The organism is Nocardia sp. NPDC060259, assembly GCF_042728775.1.
Lineage (GTDB): Bacteria > Actinomycetota > Actinomycetes > Mycobacteriales > Mycobacteriaceae > Nocardia.
This window is the reverse complement of record NZ_JBHXAY010000099.1, coordinates 1-24,362: the sequence shown is the minus strand read 5'-3', so window position 1 is coordinate 24,362 and position 24,362 is coordinate 1. Positions and strand designations below refer to the sequence as shown.

The window sequence follows — 24,362 nt, the reverse complement described above, 5'->3', positions numbered from 1 at the left end:
AGTTCTCAAAGAACACACGCACAAGCTTCTACCCACAACATTTCGTAGGGGCTTCCGCAGGGCAACTGTTCCAACTTGGCGCAGACAACCCAACCGAAGCAAGTTCGGAAGGAGTGAGTCTGGCTAGATGATCAATCAGGCGCTCAGCGTCACCTCGTTGGTGTCCGTGTCGCTCTGACTCGAATAAAGTTACGCACCGACGAACGCGAAGTCAAATCGCCTGGTCAGACAGGCTATTTCGGCGTATCGACGCGTTCGACCTGTCCACCGAGCGCCTGCATCTGCTCGACGAACTTCGGGTAGCCGCGGTCGATGTGGAAGACGTCGTGGACTTCGGTGACGCCGTCGGCGACCAGACCGGCCAGCACCAGGCCGGCGCCGGCCCGGATGTCGGAGGACCAGACCGGCGCGCTGGACAGGCGCGGGATTCCGCGGACCACCGCGTGGTGACCATCGGTGCGGGCGTCGGCGCCGAGCCGGATCATCTCCTCGACGAAGCGGAAGCGCGCCTCGAAGACGTTCTCGGTGATCATCGAGGTGCCGTCGGCGATGGCGGCCAGACCGATCGCCATCGGCTGCAGGTCGGTCGGGAAGCCGGGGAACGGCAGCGTCGCGAAGTTCACCGCACGCGGGCGCTCCGGCTGGACGACGCGGAAACCGTTGGGCTCGTAAGAGATTCGCGCGCCTGCCGAGCGCAGCTTGTCCAGGACCAGCGCCAGGTGCTTCGGGTTGACCCCGGTGACGCGGACATCGCCGGTGGTCATCGCGGCGGCGATGCCCCAGGTGGCGGCGACGATGCGGTCACCGATCACCCGGTGGGTGGTCGGCGAGAGGCTCTTCACGCCCTGCACGGTCAGCACCGAGGAACCGGCACCGTCGATCCGCGCACCCATCTGCACGAGCATGGTGCACAGGTCGACGATGTCGGGCTCGCGCGCCGCGTTGTCGATGACCGTCTCCCCCTCGGCCAGCACCGCGGCCATCAGGATGTTCTCGGTCGCGCCGACGGACGGGAAGTCGAGGCGGATCCGCGCGCCCTGCAGCTCGTCGGCGCGGGCGACCACGCAACCGTGCTCGATCTCGCTGGTCGCGCCGAGCAGTCGCAGGCCCTGCTGGTGCATGTCCAGCGGCCGCGAGCCGATCGCGTCACCGCCAGGTAGCGCGACGACCGCGCGCTTACAGCGCGCCATCAGCGGACCGAGCACACACACCGAGGCGCGGAACTGGGTCACCGCGGGGAAGTCGGCGTGGTACTTGGGCTCCGGCGGGGTGACGATCGTGCAGACCGAGCGATCGCCGCTCTCGTCGTCGGAGATCGTCACGTCGCAGCCGAGACCGCGCAGCACCTCCGCCATCAGCGGGACATCGAGGATGTCCGGGCAGTTGGTGATGGTGGTCGTGCCCTCGGCCAGCAAAGCGGCGGCCATCAGCTTCAGCACACTGTTCTTCGCGCCGCCGACCGCGACCTCGCCGACGAGCTGATTACCGCCGGAGACCAGAAACCGTTCGCTCACACCGCCAGCTTATCGACCGTTGCCCGGCGACACGCCCCCCGACGCCAAACCGACCGATCCTGGCGCCACCGAGTCGCTTTCAGCGCTCGGCTCCGCCGCCCGGCTGCCACAGGACATCGCCCTCGGGATTGGTCGCACGGCTCAGGATGAACAGCAGGTCCGACAGGCGATTGAGGTATTTGGCCGGCAACACGCTGGTGTCGTCGGGGTAGGCATCGACCGCGGCCCACGCCGAACGTTCGGCGCGCCGGACCACGGTGCGTGCTGTGTGCAACAGTGCGGCAATCGGCGTGCCGCCCGGCAGGATGAACGAATTCAGCGGTGCGAGACCGGCGTTGAACTCGTCGCACCACTTCTCCAGCCGATCGATATAGGGCTGGGTGACGCGCAACGGCGGGTACTTCGGCTCCGCCACCACCGGGGTGGACAGGTCGGCGCCCGCGTCGAACAGGTCGTTCTGGATCTGGCGCAGCACCGCGAGCACGGCGGGTTCCGGCGCGCCGAGCGCCACCGCGACACCGAGCGCCGCGTTGGCCTCGTCACAGTCGGCGTAGGCGATCAGCCTGGCATCGGTCTTGGGTACCCGCGAGAAGTCGCTCAGACCGGTGGTGCCGTCGTCACCCGTCCTGGTGTAGATCCGCGTCAGATGAACGCTGGACCGCCTCCCCGGGTCTTTCGCCGGTCGTGAGTGCTCAGCAGCTGGGTCGTCGGGCTGCCGGTTGGGCTGTGCATCCATTTCGGGCGTGCCCGACGAGTTACCCATGTACTTGCCTCGCTCAGCTGTCGCGTTTCAGGTGTGCTCGCTCAGAGCTGGCCCTTGCGGTGGGCACGGTCCGACGGCCGCGACTCCACCCAGGACAGAAAAGCCGCCCTCGATCCGCGGTCGAGGGCCAACTCGAAACTGCCCTGCGGATCGGTGACGGCTACTACCACGATGTCGTCGCTCATGATGTCGAACTCATCGCCCTGCGGCTGCCTGCGTTCGACGATCTCGAGGCCCTGCCGGTGCACGGTGCTGTCCGGACCGAACTTGAGGCTGGTCAATTTGAAGAAGACGAGCCGGTCCTCCTCGTAGCGGATGAGTCCGTGCCGCCAGCCTTGGCCACCGCGCGCGGGCAATACCCGCAGCAGCGCGGCCGTGCCGCCCCGGCGCAGCATCACCAGCCGGTAGGTCGATGCACCTGCTACGAACACGAGCGTCAGCACCAGAATGATCAGGAGAACCATCCCGGTTTGCAATGCCGCACGCCCTTTCGCTCAGATGGTGTCGAAGACACCCCCGTCGTCATTCAATCACGCCCGGCGCGCGCGACTCCGGCGGGACCGCCGATCCCGAGCTTCGCCCCGGAGCATTTGGCGACGCTGCGCGCGCGGAGCGCGGGCAAGCTGACCGAGCAGCGGCTCGTGGCCGGCCATAATGCCGATCTGACCTTCGGTGGTCTGCGCGCTGACGAACGAAGCCTGGCCGGATCAGAGCAACCTCGTTGGCGACCCGGAAGTGACGCTCGCCGACGATCGAAGCCTCGAGGATACGAGAGGTCGAGGTCAGCGGGTCGACGGCCGGGTAGATGCCCCGTTCAAAACGCCCACAGCCACCTGGCATCCCATGATGTATCCACTGTGATACTGGAGGAACCGTGCGTGGGTGCCCGAATTGTTGGTTCCAAGCGAAATTCTCTCATCAAGTTGCGTCACGGAATCGTCCGCCACCATCTTCCGCGTAGCCGGCAGGAGCTCGTGTACCTCAGCACCATCTCACCCGACAGGTTCGGGTGAGATGGAACACTATCCCGGTCAAAGCGTCATTTGATGTCAGGCGGTCAGTCCGCCATCGATGACCAACACATGACCGGTGATGAAGGCACCCGCATCTGACGCGAGGAACTGCACAGCACTCGAGATGTCTGCAGGCGAGCCGAGCCGCCCGAGCGGTGTCCTCCGGCGGATCTGTTCGAGCTGCGTATCTGCCAGCCCATGGCTCATCTCGGTGGTGAGATAGCCCGGTGCGACAGAGTTCACAGTGATACCCCGAGGCCCCAGCTCCCGGGCCAGTGATCTGGTCATACCGTCCAATCCGGCCTTCGTCGCGCTGTATACCGACAACCCCTGGTAACCGGAAATTCCTACGACCGAGGAAACATTGATGATTCGCCCGCCACCAGCGGTCAGCATCTTCCGAACAGCCGCCTTGGAGACATGGAGAGATCCCTTGAGGTTCAGGTCGATCACGGTATCGATATCATCGTTCCGCACCAGGCCGAGGACCCCCTCGCGTGCCACCCCGGCATTGTTGACCAGAACATCCGGGGCGCCCCACCGCTGATGCACCTCATGGACGAAGGACTCCACCGCCACCCGGTCACAGATATCGACGACAGAGCCGAAGAACCTGGAGTCCAACGATTGATCTGCTGCCAGTCGGTCCAGAAACGGTGACCCGGAACGACTGCAGGTCGCGACCTTGTCCCCCGATTCGAGAAACGACCGGACAAGGTCGGCACCCAGCCCCCGACTGCCACCGGTGATGATGACAACCCGCTCACTCATAGTTCTCGCCTATCCATCTTGTTCTGCACGATCGGCAGAGCGTCCACCATCCGCACGACCAACGGGCGTTGCGCCTCCGGCAGCACCGCACAGGCGATCGAGATCGCGCGTCGCACCAACGCCGGCTCGTGTCCCTGTGCGGCGACCACATCCGCGGCCACGATCTTCCCGGTGATCGGATTGGGCCGTCCGTAGACTCTGACCAGATCGACACCAGCCACCGAGCCGATCACCTCTTCCACCGGGAGCGGATGGACCTTCACACCACCGACGTTGATGACACTGCCCACTCGGCCGACGAAGTGGATTCGCCCGTCCCGGACCACCACCAGATCGCCGGTCGCAACCCAGTCGCCGGTGCTCGTCGTCGAGTCGTGGTAGCCGAACATCCCGATCCGCGACCTGGCCTGCAGTTCGCCGTCCACGATGCGAAACTGCACCAGGTCGTTCGCACCCCGCTCCAGGATCGCCATCGGCAATCCCGCCTTTCCATCACTCACCGACACCGAAGATCCGATTTCGCTGGTGGCATAGATATGCGAAACCTTCGCGACCGGGAATCTCTCGCGAAGCTGTCGCAGCAGCACGTCTGACACCGCTTCCCCGCCGATCGTGATCTGCCGCAGATCGGGGGTCTTGCGGGGGTCTCCCGAGATCAGCGCCAGCAGCATCCGCCAGAACGTCGGGGTGGCGCTGACGTGGTCGACCATATGGTCGAGCATCGCGTCCAAGGCATCGACCGGGCTGATGCCGCGTGGCACAACCAGCGTGCCGCCGGTCGTCACGGCATGCACCAGCACCTGTAGCCCCGCGTACTGATTGATGTTGTAGGCCAGCAGCCAGACCGCATCAGGCGAATCGTCCGGGCTACGACCCTGGGTGGCTGACCGTACGATATTTCGCCAATAGTGACGGGTAGCCTTCGGTTTGTCCGTGGTTCCGCTGGTCAGAATCGTTACCGACGGTTCTGCCGATCGAACCTCAGCGGAGGATCGCGGCTGACTCACGGATAGCACAGCCAGTTCGCCGTCGGATGTGAACCCGATCGGCATATGGCCGTAATACTCCGCGTTCTCGATGGCAGTCGGAGCATCCCAATGTGCGGGATACAGACAGGCCTCGACACCTGCTTCACACGCGGCGAAAGTGAACTTGATCGAGTCGAGCACATTGTTCGCGACCAAACCGAGCGCCGATCCGGAGAATTCGGCAAGACGATCGGTCAACGTCGACACCTGCGCCAGGAACTCCCGGTACGTCACCAGCCGGTGCTCGGTACAGAGAAATATTCGATCTCCATACAGGAGCGCACTCTGCCGCAATCGATCGGTAAGCATCGAATCGTCAGCCGACACGGGGCGCGGAGGCCTGCTCGTAGTACTCGATGATGCCATTCACCGTATCCGGAAATAGACCGGTCGAGTACGGGTCGTGCCCGAAGCTGTCCTCCAGTTGCGCGGATAGCTCCGCGAACTCCAACGAGTTGAATCCCAACTCTGCCCCGAGTTTCACTTCGGAAGCCAACTCGCCCGCATTGTCGCCGCGGCGGGCCAGAATATCTGTGATCGCGGCAACGATCACCGTACGTTCGTCGGACACCTATACTCCTTCAGAAGAATTTATCAGCCGGTGACTATCGATTCGGGGAGCGCCCCGGATCGATACAAATCGCGGATCCTCTTTTTGTCGAATTTTCCGACACTGGTCTTGGGAACCTCGTCCACGAAAACCCACCGCTCCGGAAGTTGCCACTTCGCGAACTTCCCGACGAGGAGGGCACGGAGAGCCCGGCAATCAGCAGTCGCGTCGCCCCGTAGGGCGACCACCACCAATGGCCGTTCTTCCCATTTCTCGTCTGGCACACCGACGACAGCGGCCTCGGCGACGTCAGGATGCCCCATCACGGCGTTCTCGAGTTGAACGGATGAGATCCACTCACCACCCGACTTGATCAGATCCTTCGCCCGGTCGACCAGGGTCAGGTACCCATCCGCCGTGATGTATCCGACGTCGCCGGTCCGCAACCATCCATCGTCGAAGGAGCCCTCATCGGTTGCGGCCGAGCCGCTCGAGTAGTACGACGCCGTGATCCAGGGGCCTCTGACCTGCAACTCACCGACAGACCGACCGTCACGGGGAACAACAACGCCGCGGTCGTCGACCAGACGCATGTCGATACCAACCGGGATTCTGCCCTGACTGAGCCGGTACACCCGGTCGTCCCCACCGGCACAGTCCGCCGGGGGTCGAGCCACCGTGACCAGAGGCGAGGTCTCCGTCATTCCCCAGGCATGCAGCAGCTGCACCCCGTGTCGTTCGCGAAACGCCGACCACATATCTTCTTGCAGCGCGGAACCCGCGACCATCACTTCTCGTAGATGCCGAATATCCTGGGGTCTGCGTTCGAGCTCGGCGAGTACGCCGTTCCATATCGTGGGCACCGCGGCGGCGAAGGTCGGACGGGCCGCCGCCATCATGTCCAGCAAGTCCCGCGGCTTCAGAAAACGATCGGGCAGCAGCACGGATGCCCCGGACAGCAGACTGGCGTGCGGCAGCCCCCAGCCATTGGCATGGAACATCGGGACCACAGGCAACATTCGATCGGTCCGTCCGATCCCCAGCCCGTTCGCGGTGCACAGATACATCGCGTGTAGCCAGTTCGAACGATGCGAGTAGACGATCCCCTTCGGCACCCCGGTCGTGCCGGAGGTGTAGCACACGCCCGCGGCGGATTGCTCCGGCACCTCGGGAAAGGGGTAGGTCGTCGTCGGCTGTTCGCTGCTCAGGAGGGCGAAGCTGTGAAACCTGACCTGACCGGACCGATCAGGCAGGTCGCCATCCACCACGATCACATGTTCGACGACCGGCATTTCCGGCAAGCCCTCGCAGAACTTCTCCAGCAACGATCCGTCGACCAGGACGACCTTGGCCTGCGCCTGAGTGGCGACATAGCCGATTTGTTCCGGCAGCAATCGGATATTGAGCGGGTTGATCACCGCGCCCATAGCCGGTATGGCGTGGTAGGCGACGAAATGCTCATAGTTGTTCCACATGAACGTGCCGACTCGGTCGCCTGGGCCGACCCCGAGCCCGGTCAGCATGTGTGCGACTGTCGAGGCGTCTCGCCCTAGTCGACCGAAGTCCGAGTGCCGGAATTCAGAACCGGTCCAGGTGGAGATCTGTGTGTCGGCATATATTTCCGTACCATGCCGCAGGAGTGTGGCATGCGATAAGGGCATCGACCCCATCGTGGTCAGCACTCCGAACGCTCCTCGACAGGAGTGGTACCAGCAGACTCCACAGCCACCACTTCGGCAACAGCCGGGGAGTCTATCCAGCCGTGCTTCTCTGCCAGCGCGAGGAAACCGCGACGGAAGAGCGCCACTTCGCGGCCGGAGACTTCCGGAGCGGACGTGATGATCAGTTCGGTGAATTCATCGAGCAGGATCTCGCGACTGAGTTGTGGCCGATCACCCACCAGGGTGGTCGGATCCTCGGTCGAGCTTCCCACATTCACCGCGTATTTTCCCCGATCGCCGTTCCGGGCATCGAACACGACGCGCATCCCCGGGCGGACGGATGATTCATCGATAAGCATTTCATTGACGTGAAAGAAGACCTGCTCATTGCCGGAATCGGAGGAAATGAACCCATATCCCTTGGCCTCGTCGAAGCGAACAACCCTACCGGTGGACAGCATACGACCCCTCACCCCTTGACTGCCGAGAAAATCCCGTATCCAAGGATTCCGCGGTCCCACATATTTTCCAAGATTTCACAAGAATCGACGAAATCCCGCCACCCGTCGTGGCCGATCAGTCGACGGACTTCATCGCGATACGTTTCCGCGTTGGTGCGCCAGCAGGAAAACGTACGGCGCACCTCGGCCGACAGATCCCGCCGCATATCGACCTCCAGCCCCGCGGTCCGCGCGAGCTGTGCGTAGGTATCCAGCGTCTCCATCCTTGCGTCGCCGAATACCCGGTTCAACAACCCGAGCTCGGCGCGCAGGGAACGCACGGCCTGAAAGCTCATCGGCTCGACAAGGATGATGTCGCACAGTGCCATCCGGCCACCGGGACGCAGTACCCGACCGCATTCACCGAGGAGGGCTCGGCGGTCGCGCATCAGATGCGAGGACTCCAACGCCCACACCTTGTCGAACGATTCGTCCGGGAACCCGTTGCGCATACCGTCGCGGATCTCGAAGGTCGGTACCCGGCCGGAATCGACCGAGGCCGCCGACCGGCGGGCACGCTCGACACCGCGGGCGCTGGTAGTGATACCGACACCGACGACGCCGTGGCATTCCACCGCCCACCGCGTCGAACTTCCGATGCCACAACCTACATCGAGAAACCGGTCATCACTCCGAAGGTCCGCCGCGGTAGCCATCAGCGTGGTGAGACGGTGCGTGGCCTTCGGCAACATCTCGTCATCGTGTTCGAACACGCCGTAATGGAGATCATCACCCAGCAACAGCGTCCAGGCGTCGGTGACCCTGTCATAGTGGACGGCCGGGCTGAGGTCGAGCTGCCCGCCGCCCGCCGCGTCCGCCCTGCTCAACGCTCGGCGCTCGGTCGAATGGAGCCGGCTGGCACCGGGGCGCCGGCACCGACCGACACCGCCGAGTTTCCGTGTGATTGGCGGCCCTCGACCATGTCCTGGTGCGCGCGTCCGATCTCGCCGAAGGAATAGACCCGACCGAGCCGAGGATTCAACTTCCCCATCCCGGCGAGCTCGGTCACCGCCCGGCAGTCACTGAGGTTGGCGAAGTGTGACCCCTGCAGACGCTTCTGCCGCATCCACAACACCCGCAGATCGAGTGTCCCGATGAAGCCCGAAGTGGCGCCGCACAGCACCACCATCCCGCCTGTTTCGCACACATAGATGGACGTTGGCAAGGTATCCGCGCCGGGGTGCTCGAACACGATGTCCGGCGAGCGACGCTCACCGAGCACATCCCAGATCGCACGCCCGAACCTGCGAACCTCGGTGGCCCACTGCGCCGCTTCCGCCGTATCCGGGTCGGGTTGCCGACCCCAATGCCGAAACTCGGACCTATCGATGACACCCACCGCACCGTTGGACAGGCAATAGTCGGCCTTGTCGGGACCCGACACCACAGCTATGGCTCGTCCGCCGAACATCTCTACCAACTGGCACGCCATCGACCCGAGGCCCCCGGCTCCGCCCCACACCAGCACAACACTGCCTGGTACCACCCGATTGGGCGTCCATCGGGTCAACTGGCGATACGCGGTGGCCGCCGTCAGGAGGAAGCACGCGGATTCTTCCCACGACAAGCTCTTCGGCTTCGGCAGACACTGAAACTCCGCGACCAGCGCGAACTGCGCGAAGGAACCGAAATTGAGCTCGTATCCCCAGGTCTTCTGGCTGTCCGACATCATCGGATCGCGCCCGAACCGGATGTCTTGCGCGCTCTCGTCCCAGCGTGCGCCAACCATCAGGACGTCATCACCGACATGGACACTGCGAACACCTTCGCCGACCGCCCAGACGACCCCCGACCCTTCGGAACCCCCGATATGGAACTCTTCCTTCTCGCCACCCTTCAGCCTCGCGGCCACCACGTCGAGGGGCTCCCCCATCGCAGCCCATGCGTTGTTGTAGTTGACCCCGGCCGCCATGACCGCGACGAGGACGAAACCCGGCGGGATCTCCGGAACATCGACCAACTCGGTCCGGAAAGCATCGATGGGCGCCCCATAGCGTTCCGGCCTGATGACCGATGCGTACATCTGGTCCGGCACCACACCGGGCTCGGGCAAACTACCTATCTCGAACACCTCGGCGGTCGTGTCGTACGTACCCCGCCGCAACCCTGCTCTGCTCATCACATCTCATTCGTCCACGCACAGTCGATAGCGCGTTCGGCTACGACTGCGCACCTGTCGCCGACCACTCGGCTGAAACCGACTCACGGATATATTCGACGATTTCGTCGATTCGATCATTGATATAGAAGTGCCCACCGTCGAATGTCCGGATGTCGAACCCCGCGGTCGTGTGCAGCCGCCAATTCATGACCTGCTCGATCGGCGCTCTGCGATCACGGGTCGGGGCGAGCGCTCTGATCGGCACACCGATCGAATGTCCGTTCAGCCTGGACAATTCCTGCTGGTACCGGACGAGCAAACCGTAATCGTTTCGCATCACCTCGATAGCCGAGGCGAAGAACTCTTTGTCCGCCATGACCCGCATATCGGTACCGCCGAGACCCTGTATCTCCGCGACAGCCTGGTCGGTGGTACGCAGGTCGGGGATATCGAACGGAACCGACGGGGCGACGCGCGCGGAGGTGAACAAGCCGGTCAGCTCCGCGTTCGATCGGGCAGGCCACAACGACGCGATCTCATAGGAGACGACCGCACCCATGCTGTGCCCGAAAAGCGCTACCGGACCCGAGATCCGGTTTTCGATGTCGGTCTGGATATCGGCAGCCAGCGCGCGGATGTCCGACGCGAACGACTCACGCCGGCGGTCATGCCTGCCAGGATACTGCACCACGTATACCTGCAGGAATTCAGACATCACTTCAGAAAACTTATAGTAGTAGCTTGCCGCGCCCCCAGCGTGTGGGAGCACAACCAACGTCATTTTCGCGTTCTCGGTGGAATGGAATCGCCGCAGCGAGTCGCTACCGGATCCAGCCATAGTGGTTCACCCCTTTCGAATTCGATGTTTCGAGATCAGCTCTCGTCTCGGAAAGCGACACCCTCGGCATACATTCCTCAATTCTTTGACGTTCGAATTATCGCTAGCCGAATTCGGCATCGATGATGGACAGCAACTCGTCGCCGGAGACCGTTGCGAGATCACTGTCACCTCCCGAGTCCTTCAGTTCGCGCAATGCGTTGAGAGCACCGTTCAGCCGGGTCTCGAGGGCGGAATGCGCGCCGGGATCCGTTGTCGTCGATATCAGCTCCGCGACGAGACGATCGAACTCGCTCAGTCTGACTTCAGTCACTGTCGGCTGCTTCTCGACAAGTTCCGTTGCCATGTAGTCGGCGAGTGCTGCCGGAGTCGGAAAGTCGAAGACCAAGGTTGCCGGTAGCCGCAACCCGGTCGCCGCGTTGAGCCGGTTGCGCAACTCGACCGAGGCGAGCGAATCGATCCCGACGTCGCTGAAGGGGCGGTTCGCCCCGATCGCGAACGGCCGCGTGTGCCCGAGCACCGACCCGGTCTCCGCCTGTACCAGCGCGACGAGCAGGGCCAGCTGTTCGTCGGCGCCCAGCTCGGAGAGGCGGCCCTTCAGCTCGTCCACCGGGTCGATCGGTTCGGCGACCATCGGGCGTGGCGCGGCGGGGGTCAATTCGCTGAGCAGCGAGGACGTCGTCGCACTGCCGGCACGCAGCCACCCGCGATCCAACTTGGCCGCCACCACCGACGGCGTACCGGATGCCGATGCGTCGAACAGTGTCATTCCCTCGGCGTCGGCCAGCGGCGCGAGCCCACCGCGCCGGATCCGCTCCAGGTCCAGCTCGGAGAGCCCGCCTGTCATGCCTTTGGGATTGCCCCACGGACCCCATGCCACGGCGACCGCCGGCAGGCCGCGCGCCCGCCGATGATGTGCCAGCGCATCGAGGAACGCGTTGGCGGCCGCGTAGTTGGCCTGACCGGCCGTGCCGAAGATACCGGCGGTGGAGGAGAACAACACGAACCTGGACAGGTCGGCATCTCGGGTCAGTTCATGCAGATGAACCGCGGCATCCAGTTTCGGCCGAAGAACTTCGTCCACACGATCGGGAGTGAGCGCTTCGAACAATCCGTCCGCCACGATGCCCGCGATATGCACGACCCCACGCAGTGGCATGTCCTCGGGTACTCGACTCACCAGATCCGCGACAGCGGCGCGGTCCGCGATATCGCAGTCAACCAACCGCACTTCCACGCCTTGGTCAGCGAGGTCAGCGAGCAATTCGGCAGCCCCCTCGGCGGCCGCGCCCCGGCGACTGGCCAGCACGAAGCTGCGGATCCCGTGCCGCGCGGCGAGATGCCGGACCACGAGTTCGCCGAGCCCACCGGTCGCGCCGGTCACCAGCACGGTCCCCGTAGCGTCCCAGTCCGCGCTGTTCGGGGCTGGTGCGATCGGGGTGAGGCGCGGAACGAGGACCGCGCCGGACCGGATCGCCAATTGCGGTTCGTCGTCGGGCAGCGTGATCTCGGGCAGTGCCGTCGTGTCGTCGAGGTCGACCAGCACGACGCGACCCGGGTACTCGGCCTGCACCGACCGCAGCAACCCCCACAGCGGAGCATGCGTCAGGTCGAGCACATCCTCGTCGGCGCGTGTCGCCACCGCTCGACGGGTGGCCACCACCAGGCGGGTGGCGGCGTCACCGTTGCCGGACAACCAGGCCTGGAGCCGCTGCACCGCATCGCGCACCGCGTCATGGGAGCGCGATATCAGGTCGTCGACGCCCGGCTCGGAATCGAACTCGAGAAACTCGCTCGGCGCGGTCCGGGTGGGGACGGCGGTCGAGGCGGGAACCCAGCGCAGTTCGAACAGCGAGTCCCCGGCTCGCGAGCTGTCGACGAGATCGGGCGACATCGTCCGGGAGACCAGACCATCCACCGCCAGAACCGGACGGCCGGTGGAGTCGGCGACAGCGATCGCCACCTCATGCGGCGCGCTGGTCGTGATGCGTACCCGAATATCCCGCGCGCCAGCGCCGTAGAGTCGCACCCCGCGCCACGCGAACGGCAGCAACCGTTCGTCGACACGGCCGTCGTCCACCATGGTCGGCGCGCGCAGCGCCGCGTCGAGTAGCGCCGGATGCAGGCAATACCCTGATTCGTCCACGCCCTCGGGCAGTGTCGCCTCGGCGAACAGCTCCGAACCACGTTGCCACACCGCGCGCAGCCCGCGGAAAGCGTGACCGTAGCCGAGTCCGGCCTGTTCGGCTCGCGCATGGTAGTCCGCCACCGGCAGCGGCTCGGCGTCCGCTGGTGGCCACTGCGCCGGGAACTCCGGTGCGGGTTGGATATTCGGACTCAGCAGACCGCTCGCGGCCTTCGTCCAGGACTCGGCAGGGGCATCGTCCGCACGGAAGTGGACGGTGAACGGCCGCCCTTCCGCCCGCTGGGCCGGGCCGACCGACAGCTGTATCCGCACGACAGTGTGCAGCAGTACGGGCGCTTCCAGCGTCAGCTCCTCGACCACGGCACAGCCGAGCCGGGCGCCTGCCGCAGCGGCCAGTTCGAGTAGCGCGGTACCCGGCAGCAGGGCGACACCGTCGATCACATGTTCGGCGAGCCAGGGAGTCGTGGTGGGCGACAATCTGGCCGAGAACAGCCACGAATTCGTCTCCGACAGTGACAGCGCGGCCCCGAGCAGGGGGTGCGCGACCGTGTCGAATCCGAGCCCGACCGCATCGCTGGGCGCGGCCGCGGGTTCCAGCCAGAAGCGCTGGTGCTGAAAGGCATAGGTGGGCAGGTCCGCGTGCTCGGCGCCGCTGCCGCCGAAGTACCGCGGCCAGTCGACGGCCCCACCACGACCGTGGATACCGCAGAGGGCGGTGAGAACGGTGCGCTCCTCCGCGTGATCCGCACGCATGACCGCGAAGGAGGGTGCTCCGGTGCACTCCTGCGCGAGCGCGCTGAGGGTGCTGTCCGGCCCGAATTCCAGGAACGTGACCTCGCCCTGCCCGGCAGCCGAGCGCACGGCGTCGGCGAACCTGACGGTCTCCCGCACATTGCGCAGCCAGTAGTCGGGCGAACACGCCTCGGTGGCAGACAGTTGCGCACCGCTGACGGCGGAGATGAACGGAATCATCGGCGGTGCGTAGTCCACACTCGCACAGATATCGGCGTATGCGGCGAGCATCGGATCCATCAGAGCGGAGTGGAAGGCATGCGACACGTTCAGCCGACGTACCCGTATCCCTTGAGCGATGAGCTCGTTCTCGGTTGCGGTGAGCTCGATCTCGTCGCCGGACAGCACAATCGAGTCCGCGGCGTTGACCGCGGCGATATCGAGCCGATCGCCGAAGAGTGCTCGTATCTGGTCCTCCCCCGCACGGACTGCGAGCATCGCACCGCCGGTCGGTAGCTGCTGCATCAACCGGCCGCGCGCGGCGACCAACCGCGCGGCATCCGCGAGAGTCAGCACCCCGGCGACATGCGCAGCGGCTATCTCGCCGACCGAATGCCCCAGAACCGCATCGGGTTTCAGCCCCCAGTGCTCGAACAGCCGGTAGAGCGCGACCTCGAGCGCGAACAGCGCGGGCTGAGCGTACTCGGTGCGGTCGAGGGCCTGCGCGTCGGTGAAGACGACATCGCGCAGCGGGCGCTCCAACCGCTGGTCGAGGTGCGCGCAGACCGCGTCGAAAGCGTCGGCGAAGGCTGGGAACCTCGCGTAGAGCGCACGCCCCATACCGGCTCGCTGAGTTCCCTGGCCGGAGAACAGCAGCACCAGCCGTCCGCGTACCGCTTCCCCGAACAGCGCGCCAGGAGCCGGATGTCCCGCCGCCAGCGCGGTGAGCCCCTCCCGCAGCTCCGCCGATGTTTGGGCCAGGATCGCCACGCGATGCTCGAAATGCGCCCGGCCGGCAGCGAGCGTCGCCGCCGCGTCGAGTGGATAACCGACTTTGGTCGCCAGCAGATTGCGAGCCTGATTTCGCAACGCCTGTTCGGTCCGGCCGGACAACAGCCACGGCAGCAGCGCCGAACCCGAATCCCGGTGGGCCTGCTCCGGTTCCCGCGGTGCCTGCTCGATGATCAGGTGCGCGTTCGTGCCGCTGACGCCGAACGCCGACACACCCGCGCGCCGGATCCGGCCGGTGTCCGGCCACTCCGTGTTCTCGGCGACGAGGTCTACGGCACCACTGGACCAGTCGACCTGCGGTGTCGGCTCGGTCAGGTGCAGCGTCTTCGGAATGACGCTGTTGCGCAGTGCCAGCACCATCTTGATGACGCCGGCGATGCCCGCCGCCGCCTGGGTGTGCCCGATATTCGACTTCATCGAGCCGAGCAGCAGCGGCTGCGCACGGTCCTGCCCGTATACCGCGAGCAGTGCCTGCGCTTCGATCGGATCGCCGAGGGTGGTCGCGGTGCCGTGCGCCTCCACCGCGTCGATGTCGGACGGCGTCAATCCCGATGCCGCCAGCGCCTGGCGGATCACCCGCTGCTGGGAGGGCCCGTTGGGCGCGGTCAGTCCGTTCGAGGCACCATCGGAATTCACCGCCGACCCGCGAACCACGGCGAGTACTCGATGCCCGTTCCGCCGAGCGTCGGACAGTCGTTCCAGTGCGAGGAATCCCACGCCCTCACCCCAGCCGGTCCCGGACGCGTCCCGGTCGAACGGGCGACAGCGGCCGTCACGAGCCAGACCCCCTTGGCGGGAGAACTCGACGAAACCGGCGGGCGTGGACAGCACGGCGGCGGCACCGACCAGGGCCAGCGAGCATTCCCCGCGGTGCAGCGCCTGCCCGGCGAGGTGCATGGCCACCAGCGAGGACGAGCATGCCGTGTCGACCGTGACGGCCGGGCCCTCCAGTCCCAGCTGATAGGCGATTCGGCCGGACATCACCGCGGCGGCACTGCCGGTCAGTGCGTAGCCGTCCGAGGCGGCGGGAGTCGCGACGAGTTGCGCCGCGTAGTCGTGCGAGGCACCACCGACGAAAACGCCGGTGTCACTGCCGCGCAGCGACGTCGGGTCGATCCCGGATCGCTCCAGCACCTCCCAGGAGGTCTCGAGCAGGAGTCGCTGCTGCGGATCCATCGCAGCGGCTTCGCGGGGCGATATCCCGAAGAAGTCCGCATCGAAGCCACCGGCATCCGCCAGGAAGGCGCCCTCGTTGACATAGGAGGTGCCGGGGCGCTCCCCTGCGGGGTCGTACAACTGCTCCAGGTCCCAGCCGCGATCGACCGGGAAGGAGCCCACCGCGTCCACCCCGTCGATCAGCAACTGCCACAGGTCCTCCGGCGATGCCACCCCGCCGGGGAACCGGCAGGACATGCCGATGATGGCCAATGGCTCGTCGGCGGCGGCGGCCGGAGTCCGTGTCGCGGGTGTCTTACCCGGCACCTCGCCCAGCAGGTAACGGGCCACCGATTCGGGTGTCGGGTGGTCGAACACCAGGGTCGCGGGTAGCCGCAGGCCGAGGGCCGAGCCCAGCCGATTGCGGAGTTCGATGGCGGTGAGGGAATCCAGACCCAGATCCTTGAACGCCTGGTCGGGGCCGATCATGTCCGAGGAGGTGTGTCCCAGCACGGCGGCTACCTCGGCGCACACCGTTGCGAGCAGCAGCGTATGTCGTTCGGCGGTGGTCAGGGTCGCGGTATCCAGCGTCGGCGCACCCGTTTCCCGATCCCGCAACGCGTGCACGACCTCGGGGATCTCCTCGAGCAGCGGGCTGGGCCGGACGGCGGTGAAGGTGGGCGCGAAGCGGTCCCAGTCCAGGTCGGCGACCGTCAGGGTGGTTTCCTGGTCATCGAGTGCTTCCCGCAGCGCGCGCAGGGCGAGCTCGGGCGCCATCAGGCGCAGGCCGAGCCGACGGGCGCGGGCGGCCGCGGCATCGTCGACCATGCCGCCACCAGCCCAGCCACCCCAGGCGATGGCGGTCGCGCGTTCGCCGCGCTGGCGACGGTGCTGGGCAAGGGCATCGACGTACGCGTTGGCCGCGGCATACGCGGCTTGACGCGCACTGCCCCAGGACGCCGCCCCCGAGGAGAACAGGATGAAGGCGTCGAGCGAACGCCCGGCGAGCAGTTCGTCGAGATGACCGGCGCCGGCGCCCTTGGCGGCGAACACTGCCGCGAATTCCGCCGAGGTCATCTCGGCCAGGGGGCGATCCTGAGCGACCCCGGCCAGATGCACCACTGCGTTCAGCGTGGGCAACTGGTCGAGCAGCGCCGCGAGTGCCGCCCGATCAGCCACGTCGCAGGACGCGAATGTCACAGTCGCACCGAGGGATTCGATATCACCGCGCAGCGCCGGGTCCGCCGGTTCAGCTCCATGGCGGCTGACAAGCACCAGCTGCTCGGCGCCCTCGGCCGCCAATCGGCGCGCCACCTGCGCGCCGATCGCGCCGGTGCCACCGGTCACGAGAATCGTGCCGCGCGGTTGCCACGAACCGCCGTCCGGTTCCGGTTCGGGACGGGGCTGCCGGACCATTCGACGAACGAAGGCCGCGGAGTCCCGGATGGCGACCTGATCTTCGTCACCGGGTGCGACCAGCAGGCCGGCGAGTCGATCCAGCGCACGGTCGCCGACCTGTTCGGGCAGGTCGACCAGGCCCTGCCAGAGATCGGGAAACTCCAGTGCCGCGACTACCCCGAACCCCCAATGGGCGGCCTGCAGCGGTCGCCGCAGCCGATCCGACCGTCCGATCGACACCGCGCCGCTCGTGACGCACCACAGCCGGGTATCGATGCCGGCGTCGGCGAGTGACCGGAGTATGTCGTGTGTGCGAGCCAGGCCTTCGGGAACAACGGGTTCCAGGGTCGACGGTTGTTCGTCCAGTCCGGTGAGGAGCAGCACACCCGATACCTCGTGGTCACCGAGCGCGGCGAGCAGATCCGCAGGCTCGACCGCGATCACCTCGGCGCCGCGGGCCCCCAGCCCTGCGACAACCTCGTCCGCGAGCCGACGGGCCGCAGCGGAGGAAGGCACCACCGCGAGCCAGGTGCCGTGCAGGCTGCTCCTCGGTTCGACCTGACCAGGACGCCACCGGATCGCGTAACGCCACTGGTCGACCGTCGATCCGTCCACACTGTTCTTGCGCCACTGCGACAAGGTGGGGAGGACCGCACCCCAGTCCCGGATCTGGTCGTCGGTCAGTACCAGGGTTCGAGTGATCGCCTCCAGATCGCCATCGTCGACGGCCGACCAGAACTCCTGGGCGTCTCGTTGGTCCTGCGTAGCGGTCCGCTCCGGCGCCGGTTTCGCGTCGAGCCAGTACCGAGTGCGCACGAAAGGATAGGTGGGCAATGATGTTCGCGACGCCTGTCGTGCGGCGAACAAGGTGCTCCAGTCGACCGGTACGCCGGCCACGTGGGCTTCGGCGAGCGCGGTCAAGAATCGTTCCGGTCCGCCCTCCTGCCGTCGAAGCGAGGTGAGCAGGAGCGGATCGACCCCCGCGGCATCCGCGGTTTCCGTGATCGCGGGCCCCAGCGCGGGATGCGGTCCCAGCTCCAGGAACTTCTGGTACCCGGCATCCACCAGGCTGCGGACCGCGGCCTCGAACAAGACCGGCTGCCGCACATTCCGGAACCAGTAGCCGGCGTCCATGGTGGCGGTCTCGATCAGCCCGCCGGTCACGGTGGAATAGAACGGAATATCCGACGTTCGGGGCGCTACCGGTGCGAGGTCGGTCAACAGCCGGTCGCGGAGCGGGTCGATCTGCGCGGAGTGCGCGGCGATGCCGATGCGCAGCACCGTGGAGCGGACGCCCTCGGCGTTCAGTTCGTCGAGCAGTTCGCTCAGCGCGCCGGGGTCGCCGGTGACGGCCACCTGAACCGGGCTGTTCACCGCGGCGATCGCGAGCAGACCGTCGAACCGCTCGAGTCGCGGCCGTATCCGCTCGACCGGTAGGGCGACCGATGCCATGGTGCCCTGGCCCGACAGACGTGCCCAGGCCCGCGCGCGCAGACCCACCACCCGAGCGGCATCGCCCAGCGACAGAGCTCCGGCGACGCAGGCCGCGGCGACCTCGCCTTGCGAGTGCCCGACGACCGCCGCCGGGTGCACACCGAATGCCCGCCACAGCCGGGCCAACGACACCATGACCGCGAAAAGGACCGGCTGCACCACATCGATCCGGTCGAGTGCGGGGGCGCCGGGGTCACCGCGCAGCACGGCCGCCGGCGAGTAGTCGAGGTATTCCGACAGCGCCTGCTCGCACTCAGCGAACTGCTCCCGGAAGACCGGTGCCGACTCCAGCAGACCGGCGGCCATGCCTTGCCATTGCGTGCCCTGACCGGGAAAGACGAACACCACCCCACTGGGTGCCTCGGCTCGCCCGCGGGTGACGCCGACGTGCTCGCCGCCCTCGGACACGGCGTCCAGACCGGCGCGGAATCCCGCCGGGTCGGCAGCGAGCACGACCGCACGGTGCTCGAGGCCGGTCCTGGTGGTCGCGAGTGAGACTCCGGTGTCGGCGACCGACGGGGCGTCCTCGCCGGTGAACGTCGTGAGGTTTCGGGCGGACGCTTCCAGTGCTCGCTCATCTCGAGCGGAGACGACCCACGGCAGCAGTGGGGTGTCGATCGGGGCAACCGCCGCGGGTCGGGGGTTCGGCTCGGCTTCCGGCACGTCCTGCTCGATGATCACGTGCGCGTTGGTGCCACTGATCCCGAAGGCCGAGACACCGGCACGGCGAGGCCGGTCGACCGCAGGCCAGCTGGTGGTCTCGGTGAGCAGGCGCACCGCGCCGGCGGACCAGTCCACCTGGGAGGTCGGCTCGGCGACATGCAGCGTTCTCGGCGCGAGCCCGTGCCGGATCGCCTGCACCATCTTGATCACACCGGCCATCCCGGCCGCGGCTTGGGTGTGGCCGATGTTCGATTTGACCGAGCCGAGCAGCAGCGGCCGGTCGCCCTCGCGGTCCTGCCCGTAGGTCGCCAGCAGGGCTCCGACTTCGATCGGATCTCCCAGTCGTGTCCCTGTCCCGTGACCTTCGACGACATCGATGTGCGCCGCGGTCAAGCCGGCGTCGGCGAGTGCCGCGGCGATGACCCGTTGCTGCGCGGGACCGCTCGGCGCGGACAAACCGTTCGAGGCACCGTCCTGGTTGACGGCCGAGCCGGGGACGACAGCGAGTACGGGGTGCCCGTTGCGCCGTGCGTCGGACAGCCGCTCGAGCACGAGGACACCGACACCTTCGCCCCAGCCCATGCCTGCCGCGTCGGAGTCGTATGCCCGGCACCGTCCGTCCTCGGCGAGCACCTGCTGGCGCGCCAACTCCACAAGGACTGTCGGTGTGGCGATCACCGTCGCGCCGGCGGCGAGCGCGAGACCGCATTCGCCGCGCCGCAGCGACTGCGCCGCCAGATGCAGGGCCACCAGCGACGACGAGCATGCCGTATCGATGGTGACGGCGGGCCCCTCTAGCCCGAAGCTGTAGGCGATACGGCCGGACGCGACGCTGGCTGCGTTGCCGGTGAGCAGGTGCCCCTCGGCATCGCCGGACGCTCCGGCGAGGTTGCGGTAGTCGCTCCCCGCAGCGCCGATGAAGACGCCGGTATCGGTACCGCGCAGCGCGTCGGCATCGAGCCCGGCGGCCTCGAACGCCTCCCACGAGGTTTCCAGCAGGATCCGGTGCTGCGGGTCCATGGCGGCGGCCTCGCGAGGACTGATCCCGAAGAACCCCGCATCGAAAAGGTCTATGCCGGTGAGGAATCCACCGGCACGCGCATAGAGCTTGCCGGGGCGTCCTGGTTCCGGGTCGTAGAGCGAATCCAGGTCCCACCCACGATCAGCGGGCAGCGCGGACACGGCGTCCACGCCGTCGGCCACGGTGCGCCACAGCTGTTCCGGCGAATCGATACCGCCCGGGAATCGGCAGGACATGCCGACGATGGCCACGGGTTCGGCGGTGCGGGAATGTGTTTCGGCGAGCTGCTGCCGAGTGCGATGCAATTCCGTGGTAACCCACCGAAGGTTGTCACGCAGCTGCTGTTCATTCGCCATGTGAGTCGCTTTCTCCTGCCGATTTCGGTGTCCGCCCATTCCGATTGCCGTTCGGTCGGCTACACGCGAAGTGTTGATTCGATGGGGCGAGAACGCCGTACGTGACGGAGGCTAATGAGAAGTGCACCCCTGTCGGCAACCCCTGACCCACCCCTCTCGGGGTCACGACCGACCGAATTCGGTCCGGATGAAGTCGAAGAGATCCTCGTCGGTGGCCGATTCGAGATCGGCGGCCACCGAGGCGGAATCCGCTTCGGACGACGCGGCCGCCAACGCCTGCAGCCTGGCGGCGAATCGCAGCCGGGTGGGCTGGTCGAGGCTGGTCGCGGCCCCGAGCGAGATCTCCAGGCGGTCGAGCTGATCCTCGATGGAGAGGTCCTCCGCCACCACCGGAACGGCGAGACCATCGAGCAGATAGCGCGCGAGATCGCGGACCGTGGGGTGGTCGAACACGACCGTCGGTGGGAGTCGCAGACCGGTTTCGGACGCGAGGCGGTTTCGCAGTTCCACGGCGGCGAGCGAGTCGAAGCCCAGATCCCGGAACGCTCGATCCGCGGCGATCGCCGTCGGTGATTCGTGCCCGAGGACGGACCCGACAATCCGTCGCACTCCTTCGAGCAGCACCTGTTCCCGTTCGGCGGCGGGTGCCGCTTCCACTCTGGCGCGGAGCGCGGGAAGCCGGTCGGGCACGCGGTCGGGTCCACCCTCCGATTCCCCGGTCAGCGACCCGTACAGCGGATCAAGGGTGTCCGCTCCGGCCTGGCGCCAGAAGGGCCAATCCACGTCCGCTATCACGACATTCGGGTCAGGGTGGTAGACCGCTCGGCGAAGCGCCTCGACAGCCCGGTCGACGGGGAGGGCAGGCACGCCGTTCCACTCCTCGACCCGGCGGAGTGCCGCGCTCATCCCCGCACCCGCCCACGGTCCCCAGGCGATGGAGATCGCCGGAAGTCCCCTCGCACGGCGTTGCGCGGCCAGGGCGTCGAGGTAGGCGTTCCCCGGCGCGTAGTTCGATTGACCGAACGATCCGAAGGTTCCGGCGAGAGACGAGAACAGGACGAAGGCCGACAGATCACGAGTCCTGGTCAATTCGTGCAGGTTCGCCGCGCCGAGCAGTTTGGCACGGAGCGCTCGGTTCATCTGATCCGCGGTGAGCCTGTCGATCGTGCTGTCGTCGAGTTGTCCCGCGGCGTGCACGACAGCGGTCAGCGGTCGCTGGTCCGGAATCTGCTCGAGTACTGCGTTCAGGGCCGCTCGATCGCCGATGTCACAGCCCACCACGGTCACCGCGGTACCGCGGGCAGCGAGCTCGTCACGCAGCGCCGCGGCTCCGGGTGCGTCGATTCCCTGTCGGCTGACCAGCACCAGGTGTTCGGCTCCGTGCGCGGCGAGCCAGCGGGCCACATGTGCGCCCAGTGCGCCGGTACCGCCGGTGATCAGCACGGTCCCGGTGGGTTCCCACGCCGGATGTTCCGGGAGGCCGGTACGGGTCAGCCGGCGGGCGAGCGTACGCGCCCCGCGGACAGCCCACTGGTCGGCGGCGTCCGACTGCCCGAGGATACTGCCGAGCAGCGTGATCGCCTCGGCGTCGGCGGCAGCGGGTAGGTCGACGATGCCGCCCCAGCGATGGGGGATCTCCGTTGCCAGAATCCGGGCCAATCCCCATACTGTGGCCTGGTTGACTCCGTTCACCGCGTCGGTGCCGACGGCCGCTTGCGCGTCTGTGGTCACGATCCAGAGCGGTGCCCGCGTCTCCGCGTCACCGAGCGCCTGGGTCAGGGTCACCGTGCTCAGCAAACCGCGCGGAACCGATTCGTGTTCGTCGTCGAGCGCGTCGTCGACGGCGAGCAGGGACACCACGCCTGCGGCCGCTGGGTGCTCCCGAAGACGTTCGGCGAGTTCGGCGCGGTCCCCGTTCGCTTCGACGACCACCGGTACGAACTCGAGCTCGGAGGTATTCGTGATCAGGTCAGCGATCCGATCGGCATCCGGATGGCCGTCGGGGACGACCAGTAACCAGGGGCCTGCGGTCGGTCGGGTGTCCCGCGTGGTGACCGTGGTCCATTGTGTTCGGTAGCACCACTGGCCGAGGGCAGGGTCCGGCTCGCTTCTCCTGGTCGACGGCACGTCGGGCTCGAGCCAGAATCGCTCCCGCTCAAAGGGATACGTCGGCAGATCGACCATTCCGCCGGCACCGACCAGCGCATCCCAACCCACGCCGACACCTGACACCCACAACCGTCCCAAACTCTCCACCAGCGCCCTGGCCTCGGCACGTTCCCCACGCAGCGCCGACACGGCGAGCACCTCACCGGCGTTCTCGTGGACGAGGGCGGTCAACGTTCCGCCCGGCCCCAGCTCCAGAAACGCCGTCACCCCCTCACCCACAAGGGTCTCCACACCATCACCGAACCGCACCGCCTCCCGCACCTGCCGCACCCAATACCCCGGCGAACACATCTCCCCCGACACCAACCCACCCGTCACCGTCGACACCACACCCACACGCGCTACACCGAACTCGAAACCCGCGCAAACCCCCGCGAACTCCTCCAGCATCGGCTCCATCAACACCGAATGAAACGCATGCGACACCCGCAACACCGACACCCGACGACCCAAACCCCGGAAACGCTCCGCCACCGAACCCACCGCATCAACAGGCCCCGACACCACCACCGACTCCGGACCATTGACCGCCGCGATACCCACACTTTCCGGCAACACCGCCAATACCTCCGACTCCGAAACCCCCAACGCCACCATCGCCCCACCCGAAGCCAACCCCTGCATCAACCGGCCCCGCGCCACCACCAACCGCGCCGCATCCCCCACCGACAACACACCCGCCACACACGCCGCGGTGATCTCCCCCACCGAATGACCCATCACGAAATCCGGCACCACACCCAACGACTCGACCAACCCGAACAACGCCAACTCGACCGCGAACAACGCAGGCTGCGCGAACTCCGTCCGGTCCAACACCTCCGGATCACCCTCGAACACCACCCCACGCAACGAGCGACCCAACAACGGATCCGCCACCGCGCACACCTCATCGAACACCGACGCGAACACCGGAAACGCCCCATACAACTCCCGGCCCATCCCCACCCGCTGCGAACCCTGACCCGAGAACAACACCGCCACACGACGAGAACCGCGCGCGACACCGTGGGTCGCTTCTGTTCGGTCCTCGGCGACGGCTTGCAGCCGGCGAGTCAATTCCTCGATGTCGTCCGCGACGATCACGCAGCGATGCTCCAGCGCCGCGCGCCCACGGTGCAGCGACCTCGCCACATCCGCCGGCTTCGGGTCTCCAGCCGCTCGCAACCATGTCAGCACTCGATCCGCCTGCACCCCCAGTGATTCGGGAGTACGCCCGGACAGCACGAAGGGAAGCGGCGATGGCTCGCCGTCCCCCGCGTCGACCTCGTCCACGAACTCGACGTCGGCCTGTTCGAGGATGAGGTGGGCGTTCGTTCCCGATACCCCGAAGGCCGACACCCCCGCCCGACGCGGCCGCCCCGTCTCCGGCCACACACAAGACTCCGACACCACCTCCACCCCACCCACAGACCAATCCACATACGACGACAACTCACCCACATGCAACGACGCAGGCACCACACCCCGCCGCAACG

Annotated in this window: 13 protein-coding genes and 1 pseudogene; all 14 read right to left on the bottom strand. The window is 66.6% G+C overall.

Features of this window, described 5'->3' with window-relative positions:
• Positions 1 to 233: 233 nt before the first annotated feature.
• Positions 234 to 1,514: a UDP-N-acetylglucosamine 1-carboxyvinyltransferase gene (murA, locus tag ACFWF2_RS27250; RefSeq protein ID WP_379310300.1), complete on the bottom strand. Its 1,281-nt coding sequence runs from the start codon at positions 1,512 to 1,514 to the stop codon at positions 234 to 236.
• A 79-nt stretch (positions 1,515 to 1,593) separates the two neighbouring features.
• The gene (locus ACFWF2_RS27245; protein WP_379310299.1) at positions 1,594 to 2,277 is read right to left on the bottom strand and encodes a cob(I)yrinic acid a,c-diamide adenosyltransferase; all 684 of its coding nucleotides are present in this window, start codon (positions 2,275 to 2,277) and stop codon (positions 1,594 to 1,596) included.
• A 41-nt stretch (positions 2,278 to 2,318) separates the two neighbouring features.
• Positions 2,319 to 2,741, bottom strand: a complete 423-nt coding sequence (locus ACFWF2_RS27240; RefSeq protein WP_379310298.1) for a DUF2550 domain-containing protein — start codon at positions 2,739 to 2,741, stop codon at positions 2,319 to 2,321.
• Between the two features lie 156 nt (positions 2,742 to 2,897).
• Positions 2,898 to 2,984: pseudogene (locus tag ACFWF2_RS27235) on the bottom strand (F0F1 ATP synthase subunit epsilon); the annotation flags it as partial.
• Between the two features lie 342 nt (positions 2,985 to 3,326).
• Positions 3,327 to 4,061: an SDR family NAD(P)-dependent oxidoreductase gene (locus ACFWF2_RS27230; RefSeq protein WP_379310297.1), complete on the bottom strand. Its 735-nt coding sequence runs from the start codon at positions 4,059 to 4,061 to the stop codon at positions 3,327 to 3,329.
• Positions 4,058 to 5,323 (bottom strand): class I adenylate-forming enzyme family protein, encoded by a 1,266-nt coding sequence (locus ACFWF2_RS27225; protein WP_379310296.1) that lies wholly within the window; start codon positions 5,321 to 5,323, stop codon positions 4,058 to 4,060. The genes ACFWF2_RS27230 and ACFWF2_RS27225 overlap by 4 nt, the downstream gene beginning before the upstream one ends.
• A gap of 82 nt (positions 5,324 to 5,405) precedes the next feature.
• Complete coding sequence (locus ACFWF2_RS27220) at positions 5,406 to 5,660, bottom strand: acyl carrier protein (protein WP_379310295.1); 255 nt, start codon at positions 5,658 to 5,660, stop codon at positions 5,406 to 5,408.
• A 23-nt stretch (positions 5,661 to 5,683) separates the two neighbouring features.
• The gene (locus ACFWF2_RS27215; protein ID WP_379310301.1) at positions 5,684 to 7,300 is read right to left on the bottom strand and encodes a long-chain fatty acid--CoA ligase; all 1,617 of its coding nucleotides are present in this window, start codon (positions 7,298 to 7,300) and stop codon (positions 5,684 to 5,686) included.
• 14 nt (positions 7,301 to 7,314) lie between these two features.
• Positions 7,315 to 7,761, bottom strand: coding sequence for a cold-shock protein (locus tag ACFWF2_RS27210; RefSeq protein ID WP_379310294.1), 447 nt, complete (start codon positions 7,759 to 7,761; stop codon positions 7,315 to 7,317).
• Between the two features lie 8 nt (positions 7,762 to 7,769).
• Entirely contained in the window at positions 7,770 to 8,627 is an 858-nt protein-coding gene (locus ACFWF2_RS27205) for an SAM-dependent methyltransferase (RefSeq protein ID WP_379310293.1), read from the bottom strand.
• Positions 8,624 to 9,919: a crotonyl-CoA carboxylase/reductase gene (gene ccrA, locus ACFWF2_RS27200; RefSeq protein WP_379310291.1), complete on the bottom strand. Its 1,296-nt coding sequence runs from the start codon at positions 9,917 to 9,919 to the stop codon at positions 8,624 to 8,626. The genes ACFWF2_RS27205 and ccrA overlap by 4 nt, the downstream gene beginning before the upstream one ends.
• A 40-nt stretch (positions 9,920 to 9,959) precedes the next feature.
• On the bottom strand, positions 9,960 to 10,739 hold the full coding sequence (locus ACFWF2_RS27195; RefSeq protein WP_379310290.1) for a thioesterase II family protein: 780 nt from the start codon (positions 10,737 to 10,739) through the stop codon (positions 9,960 to 9,962).
• 103 nt (positions 10,740 to 10,842) lie between these two features.
• A complete protein-coding gene (locus ACFWF2_RS27190) occupies positions 10,843 to 20,715 on the bottom strand; it encodes a type I polyketide synthase (protein WP_379310289.1) in 9,873 nt (3,290 codons plus the stop codon).
• 162 nt (positions 20,716 to 20,877) lie between these two features.
• Positions 20,878 to 24,294 carry an SDR family NAD(P)-dependent oxidoreductase gene (locus ACFWF2_RS27185; RefSeq protein ID WP_379310288.1) on the bottom strand — a complete coding sequence of 1,139 codons (3,417 nt, stop codon included), beginning with the start codon at positions 24,292 to 24,294 and terminating at the stop codon, positions 20,878 to 20,880.
• Between the last annotated feature and the right edge of the window lie 68 nt (positions 24,295 to 24,362).

What these genes read in the sequence shown, in the direction of transcription:
- ccrA (WP_379310291.1), bottom strand. Translation starts at nt 9,919, where the DNA reads ATGAGCAGAGCAGGGTTGCGGCGGGGTACGTACGACACGACCGCCGAG.
- ACFWF2_RS27190 (WP_379310289.1), bottom strand. Translation starts at nt 20,715, where the DNA reads ATGGCGAATGAACAGCAGCTGCGTGACAACCTTCGGTGGGTTACCACG.
- ACFWF2_RS27195 (WP_379310290.1), bottom strand. Translation starts at nt 10,739, where the DNA reads ATGGCTGGATCCGGTAGCGACTCGCTGCGGCGATTCCATTCCACCGAG.
- ACFWF2_RS27215 (WP_379310301.1), bottom strand. Translation starts at nt 7,300, where the DNA reads ATGCCCTTATCGCATGCCACACTCCTGCGGCATGGTACGGAAATATAT.
- ACFWF2_RS27210 (WP_379310294.1), bottom strand. Translation starts at nt 7,761, where the DNA reads ATGCTGTCCACCGGTAGGGTTGTTCGCTTCGACGAGGCCAAGGGATAT.
- ACFWF2_RS27230 (WP_379310297.1), bottom strand. Translation starts at nt 4,061, where the DNA reads ATGAGTGAGCGGGTTGTCATCATCACCGGTGGCAGTCGGGGGCTGGGT.
- ACFWF2_RS27240 (WP_379310298.1), bottom strand. Translation starts at nt 2,741, where the DNA reads ATGGTTCTCCTGATCATTCTGGTGCTGACGCTCGTGTTCGTAGCAGGT.
- ACFWF2_RS27245 (WP_379310299.1), bottom strand. Translation starts at nt 2,277, where the DNA reads ATGGGTAACTCGTCGGGCACGCCCGAAATGGATGCACAGCCCAACCGG.